The sequence below is a fragment of the Mycobacterium sp. FW102-FHT13B02 genome, from assembly GCF_058790275.1.
This window is the reverse complement of the sequence record NZ_JBYTCM010000004.1, coordinates 328425-347536: the sequence shown is the minus strand read 5'-3', so window position 1 is coordinate 347536 and position 19112 is coordinate 328425. Positions and strand designations below refer to the sequence as shown.

18 protein-coding genes and 1 pseudogene are annotated in these 19112 nt (G+C 65.8%); 13 read left to right on the top strand and 6 right to left on the bottom strand.

Translation table 11 applies throughout. The features are described 5' to 3' along the window. Positions 1–32: 32 nt before the first annotated feature. Entirely contained in the window at positions 33–794 is a 762-nt protein-coding gene (locus AC3WTE_RS09645) for a hypothetical protein (protein ID WP_492437184.1), read from the bottom strand. 424 nt (positions 795–1218) lie between these two features. Here AC3WTE_RS09645 and AC3WTE_RS09640 point away from each other — a divergent pair, with 424 nt between their 5' ends. The 3 genes from AC3WTE_RS09640 to AC3WTE_RS09630 all read left to right on the top strand — a co-directional run bounded on the left by AC3WTE_RS09640 (position 1219) and on the right by AC3WTE_RS09630 (position 4356). Beyond that, positions 1219–2661: an LCP family protein gene (locus tag AC3WTE_RS09640; protein WP_492437182.1), complete on the top strand. Its 1443-nt coding sequence runs from the start codon at positions 1219–1221 to the stop codon at positions 2659–2661. A 91-nt stretch (positions 2662–2752) separates the two neighbouring features. Continuing rightward, on the top strand, positions 2753–3898 hold the full coding sequence (locus AC3WTE_RS09635; RefSeq protein WP_492437180.1) for a hypothetical protein: 1146 nt from the start codon (positions 2753–2755) through the stop codon (positions 3896–3898). A 38-nt stretch (positions 3899–3936) separates the two neighbouring features. Continuing rightward, complete coding sequence (locus AC3WTE_RS09630; RefSeq protein ID WP_459367967.1) at positions 3937–4356, top strand: nitroreductase family deazaflavin-dependent oxidoreductase; 420 nt, start codon at positions 3937–3939, stop codon at positions 4354–4356. Here the strand turns inward: AC3WTE_RS09630 and AC3WTE_RS09625 are convergent. Next, positions 4343–4924, bottom strand: coding sequence for a TetR/AcrR family transcriptional regulator (locus AC3WTE_RS09625; RefSeq protein ID WP_492437178.1), 582 nt, complete (start codon positions 4922–4924; stop codon positions 4343–4345). The genes AC3WTE_RS09630 and AC3WTE_RS09625 overlap by 14 nt on opposite strands. Before the next feature lie 306 nt (positions 4925–5230). On the opposite strand from AC3WTE_RS09625, the gene AC3WTE_RS09620 reads away from it, so the two are divergent. Together AC3WTE_RS09620 and AC3WTE_RS09615 are read left to right on the top strand one after the other, a co-directional pair. Then, positions 5231–5665 carry an MmpS family transport accessory protein gene (locus tag AC3WTE_RS09620; protein WP_492437176.1) on the top strand — a complete coding sequence of 145 codons (435 nt, stop codon included), beginning with the start codon at positions 5231–5233 and terminating at the stop codon, positions 5663–5665. Next, a complete protein-coding gene (locus tag AC3WTE_RS09615) occupies positions 5662–8550 on the top strand; it encodes an MMPL/RND family transporter (protein ID WP_492437174.1) in 2889 nt (962 codons plus the stop codon). Before AC3WTE_RS09620 ends, AC3WTE_RS09615 begins: the two co-directional genes overlap by 4 nt. A 325-nt stretch (positions 8551–8875) precedes the next feature. On the opposite strand, the gene AC3WTE_RS09610 is transcribed toward AC3WTE_RS09615, so the two are convergent. Beyond that, complete coding sequence (locus AC3WTE_RS09610; RefSeq protein ID WP_492437172.1) at positions 8876–9091, bottom strand: hypothetical protein; 216 nt, start codon at positions 9089–9091, stop codon at positions 8876–8878. Positions 9092–9253: 162 nt separating this feature from the next. After that, positions 9254–10039, bottom strand: a pseudogene (locus tag AC3WTE_RS09605) (L,D-transpeptidase); the annotation flags it as partial. A 277-nt stretch (positions 10040–10316) separates the two neighbouring features. On the opposite strand from AC3WTE_RS09605, the gene AC3WTE_RS09600 reads away from it, so the two are divergent. After that, complete coding sequence (locus tag AC3WTE_RS09600; protein WP_492437170.1) at positions 10317–11375, top strand: patatin-like phospholipase family protein; 1059 nt, start codon at positions 10317–10319, stop codon at positions 11373–11375. 13 nt (positions 11376–11388) lie between these two features. Here the strand turns inward: AC3WTE_RS09600 and AC3WTE_RS09595 are convergent, their stop codons facing one another. Both AC3WTE_RS09595 and AC3WTE_RS09590 read right to left on the bottom strand, forming a co-directional pair. Continuing rightward, positions 11389–11796, bottom strand: coding sequence for a DUF732 domain-containing protein (locus AC3WTE_RS09595; RefSeq protein WP_492437169.1), 408 nt, complete (start codon positions 11794–11796; stop codon positions 11389–11391). Positions 11797–11970: 174 nt separating this feature from the next. Then, complete coding sequence (locus AC3WTE_RS09590; protein ID WP_492437168.1) at positions 11971–12573, bottom strand: hypothetical protein; 603 nt, start codon at positions 12571–12573, stop codon at positions 11971–11973. A 541-nt stretch (positions 12574–13114) separates the two neighbouring features. On the opposite strand from AC3WTE_RS09590, the gene AC3WTE_RS09585 reads away from it, so the two are divergent. The 7 genes from AC3WTE_RS09585 (at position 13115) to AC3WTE_RS09555 (ending at position 19086) form a co-directional block, all read left to right on the top strand. Next, complete coding sequence (locus AC3WTE_RS09585; protein ID WP_492437167.1) at positions 13115–14104, top strand: ABC transporter substrate-binding protein; 990 nt, start codon at positions 13115–13117, stop codon at positions 14102–14104. A 55-nt stretch (positions 14105–14159) separates the two neighbouring features. Continuing rightward, positions 14160–14855: a queuosine precursor transporter gene (locus AC3WTE_RS09580; RefSeq protein WP_492437166.1), complete on the top strand. Its 696-nt coding sequence runs from the start codon at positions 14160–14162 to the stop codon at positions 14853–14855. 74 nt (positions 14856–14929) lie between these two features. Next, positions 14930–15601, top strand: a complete 672-nt coding sequence (locus tag AC3WTE_RS09575; protein ID WP_492437165.1) for a 5-oxoprolinase subunit B family protein — start codon at positions 14930–14932, stop codon at positions 15599–15601. Positions 15602–15611: 10 nt separating this feature from the next. Next, entirely contained in the window at positions 15612–16505 is an 894-nt protein-coding gene (locus AC3WTE_RS09570; RefSeq protein ID WP_492437164.1) for a 5-oxoprolinase/urea amidolyase family protein, read from the top strand. A 49-nt stretch (positions 16506–16554) separates the two neighbouring features. Further along, entirely contained in the window at positions 16555–17121 is a 567-nt protein-coding gene (locus AC3WTE_RS09565) for a GNAT family N-acetyltransferase (protein WP_492437162.1), read from the top strand. Positions 17122–17257: 136 nt separating this feature from the next. Further along, positions 17258–18406, top strand: coding sequence for a uroporphyrinogen-III synthase (locus AC3WTE_RS09560; protein ID WP_492437161.1), 1149 nt, complete (start codon positions 17258–17260; stop codon positions 18404–18406). Next, positions 18403–19086 (top strand): sirohydrochlorin chelatase, encoded by a 684-nt coding sequence (locus tag AC3WTE_RS09555; protein WP_492437160.1) that lies wholly within the window; start codon positions 18403–18405, stop codon positions 19084–19086. Before AC3WTE_RS09560 ends, AC3WTE_RS09555 begins: the two co-directional genes overlap by 4 nt. Positions 19087–19112: the final 26 nt, after the last annotated feature.

Below are 19112 nucleotides of genomic sequence, written 5' to 3'. Positions count from 1 at the left end.
CCCGCCCACGTTGAGTGAGCAGGAGCCAGACCTCAGTAACCAGGAATTGCCGGCACGACCGGGGACGAAGCCAGCTGCAAAGGCGCCGACGGCGCAGCAAGTCCCGGCATCGGCGTCAGCGGCGCGGTGGCCGCCCCGAGCACACCCGGAACCGGCGCCGTCGCGGCTCCCAACGTGCCCGGCACCGGTGCCGTGGCCGCGCCGAGGACGCTCGACACGGGAGTCGTAGCCGCGCCCAGCGTGCCCGGCACCGCGCCCAGCGTGCCCGGCACCGCGGCGGTGGCGCCCGAGAGGTCCGGCAGCCCGACGGACGGCAGCCCTGGCGGCGTCACAGGCAGGCCGCCGTTCATCAGCGCCGGGATGTTCCCGTTGGCCAGCGCCGTCATGAACGCGGGGCACTGAGTCTGGATCGCGACCTGAGTGGCGAACCCGGCGAGCGGCGGCGCGATGCCGCCGTTGCCGCTCATCTGGGTTGCCGTGCTGGCCATCTGGCTGCCCGGCTGCACCAGTAGCGGGCAGATCGAGGTACCCACCTGGGCGATCGCGTTGCTGACGGGCCCGTTGTTGCCGATGCCGACATCGTTGAGCGCGTCATGGACGACGTCCGCATGGGCGCGCGGTCCCCACATGAGGGCGGCGACGACGATGGCCCCCGCCACCACGACGGGTCGCAGCACCGCGGCAGATGTCGCGATGACATCCACGGAGCCGACCTGTGTCCTTCCGGTCTTCGGCCGGCCCTGCCGGGCAGCCACCGGTCGTCTGCGGTACGTCACTTCAGTCGTTGCGGTCATCAGCACGCTCCCTGTTCCTGAGTGCTCGGCGCCACACTGGGCACTGATTTCACTTCGGTAACGGTGAGCTACAAATGTCACAAATACAACACGGACCGATAACCGTTCGAACCCTATGCGTTTCGCTACGTTGATCTCTGAGACCGGACTGAAATTCTGTCCCGTTTTCTTACAGAGGCTTCAACTCAATAACCCCAGTCGTCACAGTTGTCCCATTAGCACCTTTGGGCACAAATTGAAAGAGGCGTCAATTCCGGGTGCGTAGAGGTCGCCGGATCGCCGGTTCGCCTACAGCTGCACACCAGTTTCGACTTGTACGCTTACGCCACCATTTCGCCTGCGCACTCTGGCTGATCCGGCGCAGCACCACCCAGGGAGACCCGATGCACGACAGGCGTGCCGCCACGGGAGGGCCGCGTTCCGCATGCGGTTCCTAGTCGCCCTGATATCGACGTTCGCGCTGGCCCTCACCGGCGTCGGCTGGTGGATTGCGCACGGCGTCATCAGCGGCTTCACCATTTCGCACGCTCTCGGCATCGACCTGCCCGGAACCGGAAACGTCAACGGCTCCATGAACATCCTGCTGATCGGACTGGATTCCCGCCGCGATCAAGACGGCAACGAGCTGCCGCAGGAACTGCTGGACCAGCTGCACGCCGGCGACTCCGACAGCGGTGGTTACAACACCAACACCCTGATCCTCGTGCACGTCACCCCCGACAACCACGTGGTCGCCTTCTCGATCCCCCGCGACGACTACGTGCCCGTCGACGACATCTCCGGCTACAGCCACATCAAGATCAAAGAGGCGTACGGCCTCAAGAAGGCCGAGTTCGCCCAGAAGCTGAACGACGAGGGCGTCACCGACCAGCACGAGCTCGAGTCGCAAGGCCGCGAGGCCGGTCGCACCGCCACCATTGCCGCCGTGCGTGACCTCACCGGCGTGAAGGTCAACTATTTCGCGGAGGTCAGCCTCGCCGGCTTCTACGACCTGACCTCGGCGCTGGGCGGCGTCGATGTCTGCCTGAACAATGCCGTCCAGGACGACGAGTACTCGGGCGCCGACTTTCCCGCCGGCAAGCAGACCCTGAATCCGTCCCAGGCGCTGGCGTTCGTCCGCCAGCGGCACAACCTCGACAACGGCGACCTCGACCGGACCCACCGCCAGCAGGCGTTCCTCGCGTCGGTCATGCACAAGCTGCAGAGCGGCGGCGTATTCGACGACATCAGCAAGTTCTCGAACCTGATGTCGGTGGCCCGCAAGGACATCGTGCTGTCCAGCGGCTGGACCAACGACGTGTTCCGGCGCCTCGGCTCGATCTCCGGTTCCAACATCGAGTTCCAGACCCTGCCGGTGCTGCGCTACGACAACGTCAACGGTCAGTCCGTCAACATCGTCGATTCGGCCGCGATCCGGTCCACCGTGTCTGCCGCCTTCTCGGACGACAAGGCCGCCTCGACCACGCCCGCGGCGCCGACCAGCACCGTCGACGTGATCAACGGCGGTGACATGACGGGACTGGCGGCCATGGTTGCGGCGGCACTGTCCTCGCACGGCTTCTCCACCGGTGACGTCCGCAGCGCGCAGCCCGGCGAGCCCACCTCGACCCAGATCGACTACGGACCGGGCGCGGAAGCCGACGCCAAACAGTTGGCAAGCCAATTGGCCATCACCGCGGCGCCACAATTGAGCGACCAGGAAGCGCCCGGCCGAATCAGGGTCATTCTGGGCAACGACTACGACCCACCGAGTGCGATTTCCGACGTCTCGGCCACCAACGCGGCGGTGACCAAATCGTCGTCCGACGAAGCCCCGCCCGACCAGGGAAAGCCGCTGAGCGGCGACGGGGTACCGTGCGTCAATTGACGTTCGCGTAGAGCATTGTTTGGCCCATAGCTAATGGTCAGACGCGTGTGACATACTGCACTTTGGCCAGAAAAGGGGAGGTGATCTCCGCGTGATGCCCCACGCGCGGCTGTTCGCCGCCTCAAGCCTCCTCGCAGCCGGCCTGCTGGCGTTGGGCCCTGAAGCCGTCGTGGCATTGGCCGACACCGGCAGTGGCAGCTCCACAGGTGGTACCTCAGGCACCTCGACCACAGGCACATCCGGCGGCAGCACCCCGACGGGCACCGGAACCTCGACCACCGGCGGCAGCACCTCCACGGGGCCGTCGACCACGGGTTCAACGACCACCGGCTCCCCCACGGGCGGTGCCTCGTCGTGGAGTGCGCCAAACCTGTTGGGCGGCATAGGCGGCATGGCCGGCCAGTTCACCCGCATCATCCAGCACCCCACTGACGTGCTGAACAACATTCCAGTGATCGGCGGCGTCGCGCCCGGAACGAAGCCCAGTTCCACCAAGAACGCACCGGCGGTCGCGCCCGGCACCTCGTCGACCACGGGTTCTTCGGCACCAGCCCAGGCGAGCTTGTCGGCGCAGCCCCCGGCCGGCCAGGCCTCGAGTTCGCAGAGCACCACCACGAACAGCAACGTCGCGGCCACTCCCCAGCCCCCGCTGGCGCAACTCCCGCTGGCCGCCGCCCAGATTCCGCTGACGGCGCTCGACCTGGTCAAGACCACCATCCCCACCGTCGTCGATGCGGTGCCGATTCCCGGGCTCGCGGCGCTGCCGGCGTTCGCCGATGCCCTGATCAACCCGATCGAGAGCACCGTCCGCGAATTGGCGTCGGCCGCCTCGGGTCTGCCGTTCCTGCAGTACGTCCCGGGCATGCCCATCGCGCAGGTGCCGCTCGACAACCGGGGCATCCCCCGCGACGCCCCGGTACCGAAAACCTTTGCGGCGGCTACAGATTCGGTGCCGCGTGACGTCTCGCCGGGCGCTCCCGGCGATCCCGTCAATCCCGTCCCGCCGATCCAGCCCAAGGACACCTTCGCGGCCGAAAACCATATTGTCGCCTCGAAGGATTTCCGGCCGGGCTATCCGGACTACCTGCGGGCCGCCGGCCTCAGCGAGGTTGCCGCGGTCGCGGTCCCCGGGTTCGCCGGCATCATCACCCTGACCGCCGCCGGCGGGTTGGTCGGATACCGGCAGGCCCGCGCCACCGCATCGGCGCCCGCCCGCGCTGCTCGCTTCGTGAACTGACCCGGAATAAGCCGCCCGCCGATCTCGTTGGGAGCGACGTGACCGAACATGAACTGAGCCCCACCGACTGGGTGCGCAAGCAGACCGAACAGATTCTGGCGCAGGGCACCACCGATGGCGTGACCATCCTCGATCGGCCGGTGGTCTTGTTCACCACCACGGGAGCCAAGTCCGGTAAAAAGCGTCTGGTCCCGTTGATGCGGGTCGAGCACGACGGCCGTTACGCGTTGGTGGCGTCCAAAGGTGGCGCTCCCGAACACCCGTCGTGGTACCACAACGTCAAGGTCAACCCCCAGATCACGGCGCAGGACGGCGACAAGGTCGTGGAGCTGACCACGCGTGAGCTCGAGGGCGACGAACGACAGGAGTGGTGGGACCGGGCCGTCGAGGCCTACCCGCCGTATGCCGAATATCAAACCAAGACCGACCGACTGATCCCGGTCTTCATCGCCGAATAGCGTGCTGCTCTTCCACGGTAAGCAGCCGATGCGCCGCCTGTAACAAGATGCGGTGGAGCTCGTCGTCAGGGATGTCCTGCAGTTCGGGGTCCATCGCGCTGCCGTAGATGCCCGAGGTGACCAGTGACATGGTCACTCGGGTCTCGGTGTCTGCGCCGTCCATTCCCAGCACTGTCCGCAATCGCCGGTTGATGGCGCTGCACTCCTCGTGGGAGTTGACCAAGGTGTCGATGGCCGGATCGCGATAGAAGACGGCCGTCACGCGCCGATGCCGCACCGCCAGTTCGACGAACCCGGCGATCGCGGTCGCCTTGCGGGCCGGCCCTTCCTGTTCGGCGTCGATCTCCGTGGCCAGCTGGTCGAGGTCGGCGAACACCGGCCGGATGACAGCCAGGACGATGTCGTCTTTTGAGTGGAACTGGTAGTACACGGAGGCCTTGCTGACCCCGAGGTGATCGGCGATCATCTGCAGCGATGTGCCGTTCACGCCGTGCTCCGCAAACAACGCCAGGGCGGCTTCGATCACCCGAGCACGCGCTGATCCGCGCGGCCCCACCGATTTGGCCAATCCCCGCTCCCTGTTCACCGCCGACCGGGCTCGGTCGCCGTGTTATCACGGTCACCGCTTTCGCAGCGACGTCACGTGCGTCACATGGGATGCCCCGATGTGTGCACCGACCTGCAGCAATTGAATCGCTTAACTTGTCTAAGTTTACCTTGGTGGATACGCTGAGTCTGCCGATCGGCAGATTGAAATCTGACACAGGTGGCGGCGTCGCACAAACGCCGCCCTGCGCATCAGGTCACGGAATCCGTCGTGGCATGTCGAGCAATCGAGGAACGGGGAGGTCAGCATGACCACGGAGATCGCCGGATGATCGGCACTGCGCTCAAGAAGGCGTGGATCCCGCTGCTCATCCTCGCCGTCGCCCTCGTCGCCGGCTTCACCGTGCACCGCGTACGCGGCTACTTCGGCCAGAACCCCGTCATCGTCACCCCACGCAACTTCGCCGACGACGCCAAACCGTTCAAACCCAAGGTCGTCACCTACGAGATCACCGGCGAACCCGGCGCCTACGCCGACATCAACTACCTCGACCTGGACGCCAAGCCGCAGCGCGTCGACCACGCCAAGCTGCCCTGGAAACTCGTCCTGTCCACCACCGCACCGGCAGCATCGCCGAACATCGTCGCCCAGGGCGACGGTGACTCCATCACCTGCACCGTCCACGTCGACGACGAACTCAAAGACACCCGCACCTCCACGGGCGTCCACGCCCAGACCTTCTGCCTGGTGAAATCCGCATGAGCAACCACAGCCTCGATACCCCGACCGACTCGTTCCCGAAGGCCGAGACACCTCATCGGCCCCTGATCCCCCGACTCATCCGCACCCTCGCGCTCCCGGTGATCCTCGCCTGGGTCGGCATCGTCGTCTTGGTCAGCACGATCGTCCCGGGGCTCGACGAGGTCGGCAAGATGCGCTCGGTGTCGATGTCACCGCACGACGCGCCGTCGATGATCGCGATGAAGCAGGTCGGCTCCGACTTCAAGGAATTCGACTCCGACAGTTCGGCCATGGTGGTGCTGGAGGGCCAGCAGCCGCTGGACGCCGCCGCGCACGCCTACTACGACCAGATCGTCGCCAAACTCCGCGCCGACACCGCGCACGTCGAGCACGTCCAGGACTTCTGGAGCGACCCGCTCACGGCGTCCGGCTCCCAGAGCGCAGATGGCAAATCCGCCTACGTGCAGGTCTACCTGCGCGGCAACCAGGGCGAGTCGCTGGCCAATGAATCCGTCGAGACCGTCGACAACATCCTCAAGAGCGTGCCCGCCCCGCCGGGCGTGAAGAGCTATGTGACCGGCGCGGCCGCCCAGGCCTCGGACATGAACGTGGCCGGCGATCGCAGCCTCAAGGTCATGGAGGCCGTTTCGTTCGCGGTCATCATCGTGATGCTGCTGCTGGTCTACCGCTCGATCATCACGGTGCTGATCGAGCTGTTGATCGTCATGGTGCTGGTGGGCGCCGCTCGCGGCCTGGTGGCCGTGCTCGGCTTCTACCACGTCATCGGGCTGTCCACCTTCGCCACGAACCTCTTGCCCATGCTGGCCATCGCGGCGGCCACCGACTACGCCATCTTCCTGATCGGCCGGTACCAGGAAGCGCGCACTGCCGGGATGTCCAAAGAGGACGCCTACTACGACATGTATCACGGCACCGCGCACGTCATCCTGGGCTCAGGTCTGACGATCGCCGGTGCGACGTACTGCCTGCACTTCACCCGACTGCCGTACTTCCAGACGCTGGGCATCCCGCTGGCCATCGGCATGGTCACGGTCGTATTCGCGGCGCTGTCGCTCGGCCCGGCCCTCATCACCGTGGTCACCAAGTTCGGTAAGACGCTGGAGCCCAAGCGCGAGATGCGGGTGCGGGGCTGGCGCAAGATCGGCGCGGCGATCACCCGCTGGCCGGGCCCGATCCTGGTCGCCACGATCGCCGTCGCACTGGTCGGCTTGATCGCCATCCCCGGCTACAAGACCAGTTACGACGATCGTCAGTACATGCCCATCGATCTCACGTCCAACGAGGGTTATGCGGCCGCGACCCGGCACTTCTCCCCCGCCCGCATGAACCCGGACCTGCTGCTCGTGCAGAGTGACCACGATCTGCGGAACCCGTCGGATTTCCTCGTGATCAACAAGATCGCGAAAGCCGTTGTAGCCGTTCCTGGTATCGCACAGGTACAGGCCATCACCCGGCCCGAGGGCACTCCCATCCAGCACTCGACCATCCCGTTCCAGCTCGGTATGCAGAGCACCACGCAGGTGATGAACCAGAAGTACCAGCAGGACATGATGGGCGATATGCAGAAGCAGATCGGTGACATCCAGGTCAGCATCGACACCATGACCAAGATGCAGGCCATCACGGTTCAGATGTCGACCGTCATGGACAGCATGGTCGGCAAGATGCACGGCATGTTGGGCGACATCGAAGATCTGCGCAACCACATCTCTGATTTCGACGACTTCTTCCGGCCTATCCGCAACTACCTGTACTGGGAACCGCACTGCTACGACATCCCGGTCTGCTGGTCCATGCGCTCGGTGTTCGACACCCTCGACGGCATCGACACGATGACCGACGACTTCGAAACGATCGTCCCGGACATGGACAAGATGTCCGCGCTGACGAAGCAGATGGTCACGGTCATGCCTCCGCAGATCGAGACCATGAAGAACATGAAGAAGTACATGCAGATGATGTACGCCACCCAGAAGGGGCAGCTGGATCAGCAGGCCGAGGGCCAGAAGAACTCCAGCGCCATGGGTGAGGCCTTCGACAAGTCCAAGAACGACGACTCGTTCTACCTGCCGCCCGAGGCTTTCGACAGCGCCGACTTCAAGCGCGGTATGAAGAACTTCATCTCACCAGACGGTAAGTCAGTGCGGTTCATCGTGCAGCACGAGGGTAATCCGCTTACCCCCGAAGGCATTTCGAATATCGACGCCATCAAGCAGGCCGCCAAGGAAGCGATCAAGGGCACCCCACTGGAGGGCTCCAAGATCTACCTGGCCGGTAGTGCAGCGACCTTCCGCGACATGGCCGAGGGCTCCGACTACGACCTCATGATCGCCGGAATCTCTGCTCTCGCACTGATTTTCGTCATCATGCTGATCATCACCCGAGCAGTGGTGGCCGCCACCGTGATCGTGGCGACGGTGGCCATCTCACTGGCCGCGTCGCTGGGTATGTCGATACTCATCTGGCAGTACCTGATCGGCCTGCCGCTGCACTGGATGGTGATTCCGATGTCGGTGATCATCCTGTTGGCCGTCGGCGCGGACTACAACCTGCTTCTGGTCGCCCGGTTCAAGGAAGAGATTCATGCCGGCCTGCACACCGGCATCATCCGCGCCATGGGCAGCACGGGTTCGGTGGTCACCAATGCCGGCCTGGTTTTCGCCTTCACCATGTCGTCGATGATCATCAGCGAGCTGCGCATCATCGGCCAGGTGGGCACCACGATCGGCCTGGGTCTGCTGTTCGACACCCTGGTCGTCCGGTCGTTCATGATGCCGTCGATCGCGGCCCTCATGGGCAAGTGGTTCTGGTGGCCGCAGATCGTGCGCCAGCGCCCGGTCCCGTCGCCCTGGCCGGCCGCCAAGAAGGTCGACGCGACCGTCTGACCCGTCATACCCTAAGCGCCGCGCTGAGACTGCCGTCTCAGCGCGGCGCTTTCGTATGCGCGTTGACCGTGCGTCGACGCAGACGGCTACTCGAACTTTCCTGCGTCAGCGCAATCTCGACTGCCGCAAGGAATTTGGCTAGTCGTGGGACCTGTGCGCGCGTACCCGAACACCTCTCACGCAAAATGCCCGCCTCCATGCGACGGGGTTGTCGCACAAAGGCGGGCACTAGCGTGCGTCCAGGTTGGAGTGGCGGGGCCGTCCGGCCGGGCTACCGGTAGCAGCGAGCGCCGAACTTCAGCACCGGCGCGAGCGGGCTATTGACTCAGGCGCCGAAGCCGCGGCCAGCGGACCACGCGAACACCGCGTAGGCCGCCGAAGACGACAGTTTGTGAATCTCGGCTTCCGTGCCGCCGAGCTCACGGATGCGGTCGGCGAAAGTCGACTCGATGATGCCCGAACACGTCGACAACACATCCATCAACGATGCGTCCGCCGGCGCCGACTCGAACTGGTTCGGCAAATGCGCTACTGCTCCCACGACCACTCCTGACTTCAAACTGATTACTTCAGTTATCTAATTTTATCGGCTAAGTACCGGTCGTGACGAGGACTTTTGCGGTGACTTTCACCAGCATACCAAAGGTATTGTGGTGTGCGTCACAGCGACTCGCATCGACATGCAAACTTGATCGCACCGTTATCACCACTGGTCCCACGGCACGCTCCAGTCGCCGTTCTGCCACAGCTGCAACGGCTTGCCGCCGGTGTTCCGCACCTCGACCACGTCGCCCGGCACGGAGAAGTTGTAGAACCACTGCGCGTTGGCGCCGTTCAGGTTCAGACAACCGTGACTGGTGTCGGTGTTGCCCTGGGCCCACACCGTCGCATCGAGCTGGTGGAGGTACACCCCGTCAGTACTGACCCGCACCGCGTACGGGATGGTCTCCTTGTACCCGAGGTGGCTGTTGATCGGGAGGCCGTAGGTCGACGAGTCCATGACCACCGGATTGCTCTTGTCGAGCACGGTGTACACGCCGGGTTGGGTCCAGAAGCTCAGCGTCTTGCCGTTCACGGTTTCGGTGCCGCCGCGCCCCATCGAGGTCGGCATGGTCCGCACCAGCGCTCCGCCGTCGTACACGCTGACCTTCTTGGTCGCGTCGTCGGCGATCGCCACGTGCGAGGCGCCGATGGTGAATGTCGGTCCTCCGGCCACCGACACCACGGTGCCCGGCGCCCAGTACTGCGGCGGGCGCCAGTGCGCGGTGGTGTTGTTGACCCAGTGCCACGAGCCCGTGACCGGCGGGTTCGCCGTCACAACCAAGTCCCGCGCGGCGGCGGCCTCATCGACCGGGCCGGCGAAGTGCGCGACGATCACAGTGCCGATGCCGTAGGTGGCGCCGTCTCGAATCGGCGCTCCCGAGGTCATGGTGAACGAGACCGGCGGCGGCCCCGGGGGTGGCGCATCGTCGTCTGCCGATGCCACCGCAGTGGGGACGAGAAGGACCGTGGACATTGCCATGACAAACGCGCGTACCGCCAACATGCGGTCACAGTACCGATGCTCCATCCGTCACCCCCTCTCCGGTGAAACCTTCGCCGTGCCAGCAACATTAGGGACAGGTACTGAGGGCGCCTTAGTCTGCGCCTAAGAATCGGCTGAGTGGTTCAGTAACGCCCGCCACAGCGCGTCGAAAGCCACTTCCGACCTCACAATCCGTTGCACTCCAAGGCAAACCGCAGCCGTTCACCTAGCATCGAGACCGATGGTTCACAGGCCCGACAACTCCCCCGCGGCCCCGGTCAAGACCGCTGATCTGGTGCTGTCGGGCGGCGGCGTCAAGGCAATCGGATTGGTCGGCTCCGTCGTCGCTCTGGGTGACGCCGGCTACCGCGTCGGCCGGGTCTCCGGAACGTCGGCCGGCTCCCTCGTGGGCGCGGTCATCGCCGCTGCGAACCGCCGTCAGCCGGCCGGCTGCCAGCTCAGCGGCGATGACCTCCGCGAGCTGGCGATGTCGCTGCCGTACCGCAGATTCCTGGATTCCGTTGGCACCAGCCGGATTCCGGTGCTGGGCAAGTACTGGACCGCCTTCCACGGGCAGGGGATGTACCGGGGCGACGTCATCCACGACTGGGTCGCCGGCGAGTTGCGCAGTCTGGGCGTAGAGACCTTCGGCGATCTGGCGCTCGACGACCGCGAACTACCACCCGAGCAGCGCTATCGCCTGGTCGTCACCGTCGCCGACATCACCCGCGGCACACTGGTCCGGCTGCCCTGGGACTACCGCGAGATGTACGGCCTGGATCCCGACGAGCAGTCGGTCGCGGATGCGGTCAGCGCGTCGATGGCCATCCCGTTCTTCTTCCGTCCGGTGACCATCACAGGCGCCTCCGGCACGACGTCGACGCTGATCGACGGCGGACTCCTGTCGAACTTCCCGATGTACTCGCTTGATCGCACCGACGGCAAGGTCCCGCGCTGGCCCAGCTTCGGCATCACCGTGACGGCCCGGAGTCCCGCCCAGGGCGACGGCGACCCGGCCCCGGGCCTGGCACCGGTGGTCGATCTACCCGGTACGCCACGCCTGTTGGAGAACCTCATCAATACCGCGTTGCTCGGTCATGACCAGACCTATCTTCGGCAGCCATCCGTCGCGGCGCGCACGATAGTGGTCGATGCCGCCGGTATCGGATACCTGAATTTCGACATTTCCCAGGCGGATCGGCAGCGGCTTTATGACAACGGATACTCCGCCGCGATGGAATTCCTGAATACCTGGGACTGGCCCGCTTACCTACACCGATTTCACGCGGGTTCGGCGTGAATACTCTCGAGGCCTAAAAACTGGGGCGCGGTACGCCGTCGGTACCGATGGTCAAACCGGGGCACAGATGCACCATTGCCATATCCATCACGAAAGTGGCGGAGGCTTTGTTGACCTTCAACGAATTCGAGATGTCGTTCACCGCGTCGCCGGTCGGCTCGCCGGCATACACGAACATGTTGCAGGTCAGGCGGCCCGTCTTGAGCAGGTCGGCGTCGCTGGCGCCTTTCAGCCGGCTGTGGAGCTCGGTGAGATAGGCGACCTCTGCCGCATTGGCCGCGGACTTGGTCGGCACACAGTCGAGCGGATTACCCCTTTCGGCGCATGCCGCCACCTGGCCTGTCCCGACATCAGCCAGTGCGGGGACAGAAACGCCGAGACCAGCCACCGCCAGAGCCGCCAGCAGCTGGCCGGTAATCACACGCCCAGTCATTGCCACGACACCTCCCGCCCGCCATATAAGACGCTTCCGTCAATTAATTCCGGCACCGCCCCGCGGTGTCCGTAACGGAATAATAAAGATTATTCGGGCATTGCGATAACCGAACGGGAAATGAACCTTTCACGACTTATCGCCGCGATACCGGCGAAGAAGTCAGACCGCGCTGCCGGTCACCCTCTGCGCGGTGAGTTGAGGTACCAGTCCGGACGCGATCAAACGCAGTTGTCCCGACGGGTCCAGCGCATCGGGCCACGGTCCCGCCAGCGCGTCGAACTCTGCTTGATGACAAGAAACAGCCTGCTTGACCGCGCGCAGTGACACACTGCGGTCGCGGGCCCGCCGACTGCACGCACATTGATGACCCGGGTGCTCGGAGCAGCCGGCCACATAACGATCGACCGCAGTTCGAAGAGTCGGATGCACGGGACGGGCCAATGCGATGCTGCGCACCTGGCCCCTGCGCCCGATCCAGCTGACGACCACGTCTTCGCCCATGTCATCCAGGGCCTGGGCATACGCCCCCAGCTCGGCTCGCGGCGACGGGTCCCCGGCACCGGCCGAGCCGACGATTTCGATCACCGCGTGGCCCCGCCAGTCAACGGGACGGAACCGTAAGGTCCGCCGGCCGGACCGCAGGACCTGACCGCCCGCACTCACCATCGCGCCGTCCGGCTGGACCGTATCGAAGAACCACCGCAGCCCGATGAGCAATTCGGGGAGGTGTCGCGCCGCGACTCGCTCCTGCTGCCCCGACACAAGCCCTCGACTCGCAGAGGGCTCGGTCCGACCATGTCGCCGCGGGACGTGCAGTCCAGTCGAGTCCGCCTCCATGGCACCTCCAGCAAATTCATGCCGTTCGTCAAAGAATGACGTTGGTCCCATTAGAGCATGGAAGACAGGTGGCCGACGATACTTCAAACGAAAGACATCTCGCAGTTCTCGCTAATGACCTCAGTCGAATCACAGGTAACGCGAAGACCACGCGACCCACTGGGAACGCAGGTCGCAGTAACGTAATTTACCTGCGCTTTATCGCAATCTGCGATACATAGGCGACTCGCCGACGGAAGCCGGCGGCCAAGGAGACGGCTGGTGCATAGCTAATACTCAGACCAGTTCCATACCTAAAGTACGTCGTGCGCCACCCACACCGCACCGCCCCCGAACCTTGCGATATCGGCAAACCACCTCCGCGATCACGCCAGAGCCGCCGCCGCAGCGCGCGGCACACGACCGGCACCGACCCTGTTCGCGTGTTAGCGGCGCCATTCCCCGGGACAGGTGAAAGACTCGCGACGTGCACCAAATCCGCTCGCGCCGTAGCTTCCTGGCATTGGCCGCCGGCGCCGCCGGGGCCGCGGTAGTCGCCGCGTGCACCAAGCCACCGGCCTCGGGCACCGTCGCCGGCGACGGGTCGGTCACGATCAATCACGCCTTCGGCACCACCCGGATTCCCGGACCGCCCAAGAAGGTTGTGTGCGCCGGCCTCACCGGGCAGGACGAACTGCTGGCCGTCGGCGTCATACCGATAGCCGTGACCGAGTGGTTCGGAAATCAGCCCTTCGCGGTATGGCCGTGGGCCCAGCCCGCGTTGGGGCCGGCCCAGCCGACCGTCCTCAACCTCAACGACGGCATCCAGGTGGACAAGATCTCCGCGCTGAAGCCCGACCTCATCATCGCCACCAACGCCGGATTGGATGCCGACACCTACAAGAAGTTGGCGGCCATCGCGCCGACCGTCGCCCAGTCCGGCCAGGACGCCTTCTTCGAACCATGGAAGGACCAGGCCACCGTCATCGGGCAAGCCGTGTTCAAGGCCGACGACATGAAAAAGCTCATCGACGGCGTCGACGCCAAGTTCGCCGGCGCAGGCAAGGCGAACCCGCGTTTCAGCGGCCGAAAGATGTTGCTCGTCAACGGCCTTCCCACCTCCGACGGGGTGGAGATCACGCCGGCCGGGTGGCGCACCGAGTTCCTCGGGGAGATGGGCATTGCCATGCCGGACGGCCTGGACTCCTTCACCAAGGGACAACACGCCTTCGTGCCTCGCGACCAGATGGCCACCGCGTTCCGCGGCGCCGACGTGCTGATCTGGACTCTCGACGCCGACGAGCAGCGGCCCGCGGTGTTGGCCGACCCGACGGTCGCGCAACTGAGTCAGGCCAAAGCCAATCGGATCGTCTTCCCCAACAAGGATTTGTCGGCGGCCATCACCTTCGCCTCGGTACTGTCCTACCTGGCCGTGGCAGACCAGCTGCCGCCCCTGCTGACTGCGGCGCTGGCCTGATCAAATCCGGGCCCAGCCCCGGCTGCGGGTTGCACCCTCCGGCCTGCCTGCCAAGATGATCGGCGTGATCGCCACCGAGCGCCCCGAACAGCACGCCCGATTCGCCCAGATCGGATCGGCCTACTATCCGACCCTCGTCGCGGTGTTCACGGCGCTCGTGATCATCTCCAACGTCACGGCCACCAAAGGCGTGGCATTCGGTCCGATCATCACCGATGGCGGGTTCATCGTCTTCCCGCTCACCTACATCATCGGCGACGTGCTGTCGGAGGTGTACGGCTTCAAGGCGGCCCGGCGCGCGATCTACCTGGGCTTCGCCATGAACATACTTGCCGCGCTGACGTTCTGGGTGACGATCTATCTACCGGCTGCCGACTTCTACCCGAACCAGGCGCATTTCGAGAACGTCGTGCACTCCTACACCCAGCTGATCATCGCGGGGCTGGCCGGCTTCATCGTCGGACAGACCATCAACGCATGGGTCGTCGTGGCGATCAAGGAACGCACCAAGGAGAAGCATCTGTGGGCACGACTGGTCGGCTCGACCTTCGCCGGGCAGCTCGGTGACACTCTGGTGTTCTGCGCCATCGCCGCCAACGCCATCGGCATCAGCACCTTCCACGACTTCGCCGTCTACACCGGCCAGGGCTGGCTGTACAAGACCGCCGTCGAGGTGGTTTTCCTGCCGGTGACCTACCGGGTGATCAGCTACATCAAGCGCCACGAACCGACCTACGACATGGCCCTCTGAGTGATTGCTAAGGCTCCTCTGGCGAGGCGCTAAAGAAAGCGGAAATCACGGCTACCCGCGGGTAGCTTCGAGTGATGACCGTCACACAAGAAGCGGTGAACGCAACAACGCCCATGACGCTCCACACCGTCCGTAACTACGGCGACCAAGCCTTGCTGCTGGAATTCAACAGCACCACCGAGGTCTTGGCATGGACCGACACGCTCCGCGCGGCCGGTTTGCCCGGCGTGCTCGACATCGTCCCGGCCTCCCGGACCATTCTGATCAAGCTCGCCGCACCGAGATATCAGATTCCCACCGGGCAGCGGCTGTCCAAGCTCCATCTCGGGGAACCGGCTGCCGCCGAAAACGGCACTCCACAGCGGCCTGACGTGGTCATCGACGTCGTATACGACGGCATGGACCTCGATGAGGTGTCGAGGCTGGCCGGCCTGGCCCCGAGCGAGGTGATCGCCGCGCACACCGGATCGCTGTGGCGCGTGGCGTTCGGTGGCTTCATGCCGGGCTTCGCCTATCTGGTGGGCGGCGACGAGCGGCTGCAGGTGCCGCGACACAGCGAGCCGCGCACCCGGGTGCCTGCCGGCTCGGTGGCACTCGCCGGCGAATTCTCCGGGGTCTATCCGCGAGAGACGCCGGGCGGCTGGCAGTTGATCGGCCGCACCGACGCCAACCTGTGGGACATCGAGCGGGAGCAGCCGGAGTTGCTGGCTCCGGGTATGTCTGTGCAATTCCGGGCAATCGGTTAGGGGCGAGACGATGACCGCAACACTCGAAATTCTCAAGACGGGCCCGCTGGCGCTGGTCGAGGATCTGGGCCGTCCCGGCCTGGCCCACATGGGCGTGAGTCGCTCGGGCGCCGCCGATCGCCGCTCGCACACACTGGCCAACCGGCTGGTGGCCAACCCGAACGACCGCGCCACCATCGAGGTGACGTTCGGCGGCTTCTCCGCCCGGGTCCACGGCGGCGGGAAGGAAGGCGTCGCGGTGGCCGTCACGGGCGCCGATGCCGATCCGTCGGCGAATGGAATCCCGTTCGGCACCAACAGCATTCACTACGCCCACGACGGCGAGGTGATCTCCCTGGGCGCACCGCATGCCGGGCTGCGCAGCTACGTGGCGGTCCGCGGCGGCTTCGTGGTCGACCCGGTGCTCGGCTCCCGCAGCTACGACGTGATGTCGGCGATCGGTCCGCGGCCACTGCAGGCCGGCGACATGCTGACCGTCGGCGAGCACACCGCCGAGTTCCCGGAGGTGGATCAGGCACCCGTGGCCGCCATCGCCGAGGACCTGCTGGAACTGCTGGTGGTCCCCGGCCCGCGCGACGACTGGTTCGTCGACCCTGATGCCCTGGTGCATACGGAGTGGGTGGTCACCGACCACAGCGACCGGGTCGGGATGCGCCTCGCCGGCCGGCCTCTGCAGCACCGTTGGCCAGACCGGCAGCTGTCGAGTGAGGGTACGACGCGTGGGGCAATTCAGGTGCCGCACAACGGGTTACCGGTGATCCTCGGCCCCGACCATCCGGTCACCGGCGGGTACCCGGTGATCGGCGTGGTTGCCGACCATGACATCGACAAGGTTGCCCAGATCCGCCCCGGCCAGCATGTGCGCATGCACTGGTCCCGGCCGCGTCAGCCGTTCGGTGCCTGAACCCGCGCAGGCACCAGCGCAGGCTGCGCAATCCTGGTAGAACGAGGGGGTGCACCCCACGGATCTCTCCCGCGTACACAACGTTCACACGGCGCGGCTGGTCCACACCGCTGATCTCGACGCCGAGACCCGCGAAGGCGCTCGGCAAATGGTCATCGACGCCTACGACGGCGACTTTTCTGACGCGGACTGGGAGCACTCGCTCGGCGGCATGCACGCGCTGATCTGCCACCACGGCGCGATCATCGCGCATGGCGCCGTCGTCCAGCGCCGGCTCATCTATCGCAACACCGCACTGCGCTGCGGCTACGTCGAAGCCGTTGCCGTCCGCGAGGACTGGCGGGGCCAGGGGCTGGCCACCGCGGTTCTCGACGCCGTCGAGCAGGTGATCCGCGGCGCCTACGAGATCGGCGCGCTGAGCTCTTCGGACACCGCGCGCCCGATCTATACCGCCCGCGGCTGGCTGCCGTGGCGCGGCACGACGTCGGTGCTGGCGCCGACTGGGCTGGGCCGCACGCCCGAGGACGATCGCTCATTGTTCGTGCTGCCGGTAACGGTCGAGGTCGACACCACCGCGGACATCACCTGCGACTGGCGCGACGGCGACGTTTGGTAGGGCTTGTGAGGTTCTGACCGGCAAAAGCCCAGCTCAGCGTCGAGTGTGAGCGAAACTTCATCGCTTGCTCACAGCCGACACCGCCGGGCAATGGTTGGGTAACCAACCGGAAACACATGTTCCGTTCACTGAACACATGAGTGATCCCGATCGGGCCCCGCTCACCGGATTTCGGGTGGCGGTGACGTCCTCGCGACGTGCCGATGAGTTGTGCACCCTCCTGCGCCGCCGCGGCGCGACGGTGATCGCCGCGCCCGCCATCTCGATGGTGCCGCTGCCCGATGACGAGGAACTACGGACCAATACCCAGGCACTGATCGAGGTGCCGCCTGATGTCCTGATCGCCACCACCGGCATCGGGTTCCGCGGCTGGATGTCGGCCGCCGACGACTGGGGCCTGTCCGGCGAACTGACCGACGCCCTCAGCCGCGCCCGGATCGTTTCCCGCGGCCCCAAGGCCACGGGTGCGCTGCGCGCCGCCGGGCTGCCCGAGGAATGGTCACCCGAATCCGAGTCGTCCCGCGAAGTGCTGGGCTACCTGCTGCAGGGTGGTATCTCGGGTCTGCGGATCGCCGTTCAGCTGCACGGCGCCACCGACGAGTGGGACCCCTTCCCCGAGTTTCTCGACGAACTGCGCCGCGCCGGCGCCGACGTCGTGCCGATCAGGGTCTACCGGTGGCAGCCCGTACCGCCCGGCGGTCCGTTCGACTCACTGGTCAACGACATCGCAGAGCGCCGGCTCGATGCCGTGAGCTTCACTTCGGCACCTGCGGTCGCGGCGACCCTGATGCGTGCGACCGAACTCGGCATCAATGAGCAAGTGCTGGAAGCGTTTCGGACTCAGGTGCACGCCATGTGCGTCGGACCCGTGACGGCGCGGCCGCTGGCTCGGCTGGGAGTCCCGACCTTCGCACCCGAGCGGATGCGCCTGGGCGCGCTGGCCCGCCACATCGCCGACGAACTGCCGGTATTGCAGGCCCGGAAGCTCCGGGCCGCCGGGCACGACTTGGAGATCCGTGGTACCTGCGTCGTCGTCGACGGTGTGGTCCGCGACCTGTCGCCTGCCGGCATGGCCATCGTCCGTGCGCTGGCCCTGCGGCCCGGCGCGGTGGTGTCACGGCAGGAACTGCTGGCGGCGCTGCCCGGCAGCGGCACGGACACCCACGCTGTCGAGACCGCGGTGCTGCGGCTACGAACCACGTTGGGCGACAAGGAGATCGTCGCGACCGTGGTGAAGCGCGGCTACCGGCTGGCGGTCGACGACTACTCGGCAGGTGCGCGGTGAACCCCGTCCTGGTGGCCCACGGCACGCGCAAGGGCTCGGGCGTGGCGATGATCGGTGAGCTGGCCGAGCAGGTCAGCGGCCTTCTGGATCGCCGGGTGCACACCGCGTTCGTCGACGTCCTCGGACCCACCCCGGCCGAGGTGCTGTCGGGGCTGCCATACGGCCCGGCTGTCGTCGTCCCTGCCTTCTTGTCGTCCGGGTACCACGTCCACAAGGACATTCCCGAGGGCCTCGCGGAGAGCGGCCATCGGGATGTGACGGTGACGCCGGCGCTGGGCCCATCCACCGCGATGGTCCGGGTGCTCGCCGACCGGCTGATCGAATCAGGCTGGCGTCCCACGGATTCCGTCGTGCTTGCCGCCGCCGGAACCTCGGACCCGCGCGCTGCCAGCGACCTGCGCCGGACCTGCGCCATGCTCTCGGCGACGCTGGGCAGCCGCGTCGAGCTCGCGTTCGCGATCAGTGGCACGCACTGGGTCGGCGACGTGGTGACCCGGCTGCGCAAGCGCGGCGCGGATCGGATCGCCGTAGCGTCATACCTGTTGGCCGACGGGCTCTTTCAGGACCGGCTGTACACCTGCGGGGCCGACGTGGTGACCGATCCGCTGGGCCGGCACCCCGGCGTCGCCAAACTGGTGGCCCACCGGTTCCGGACCGCCCGGTTGTCGCTCGCCGCCTAGGTTTCCCGCCGAAACTCAAGGGGTAC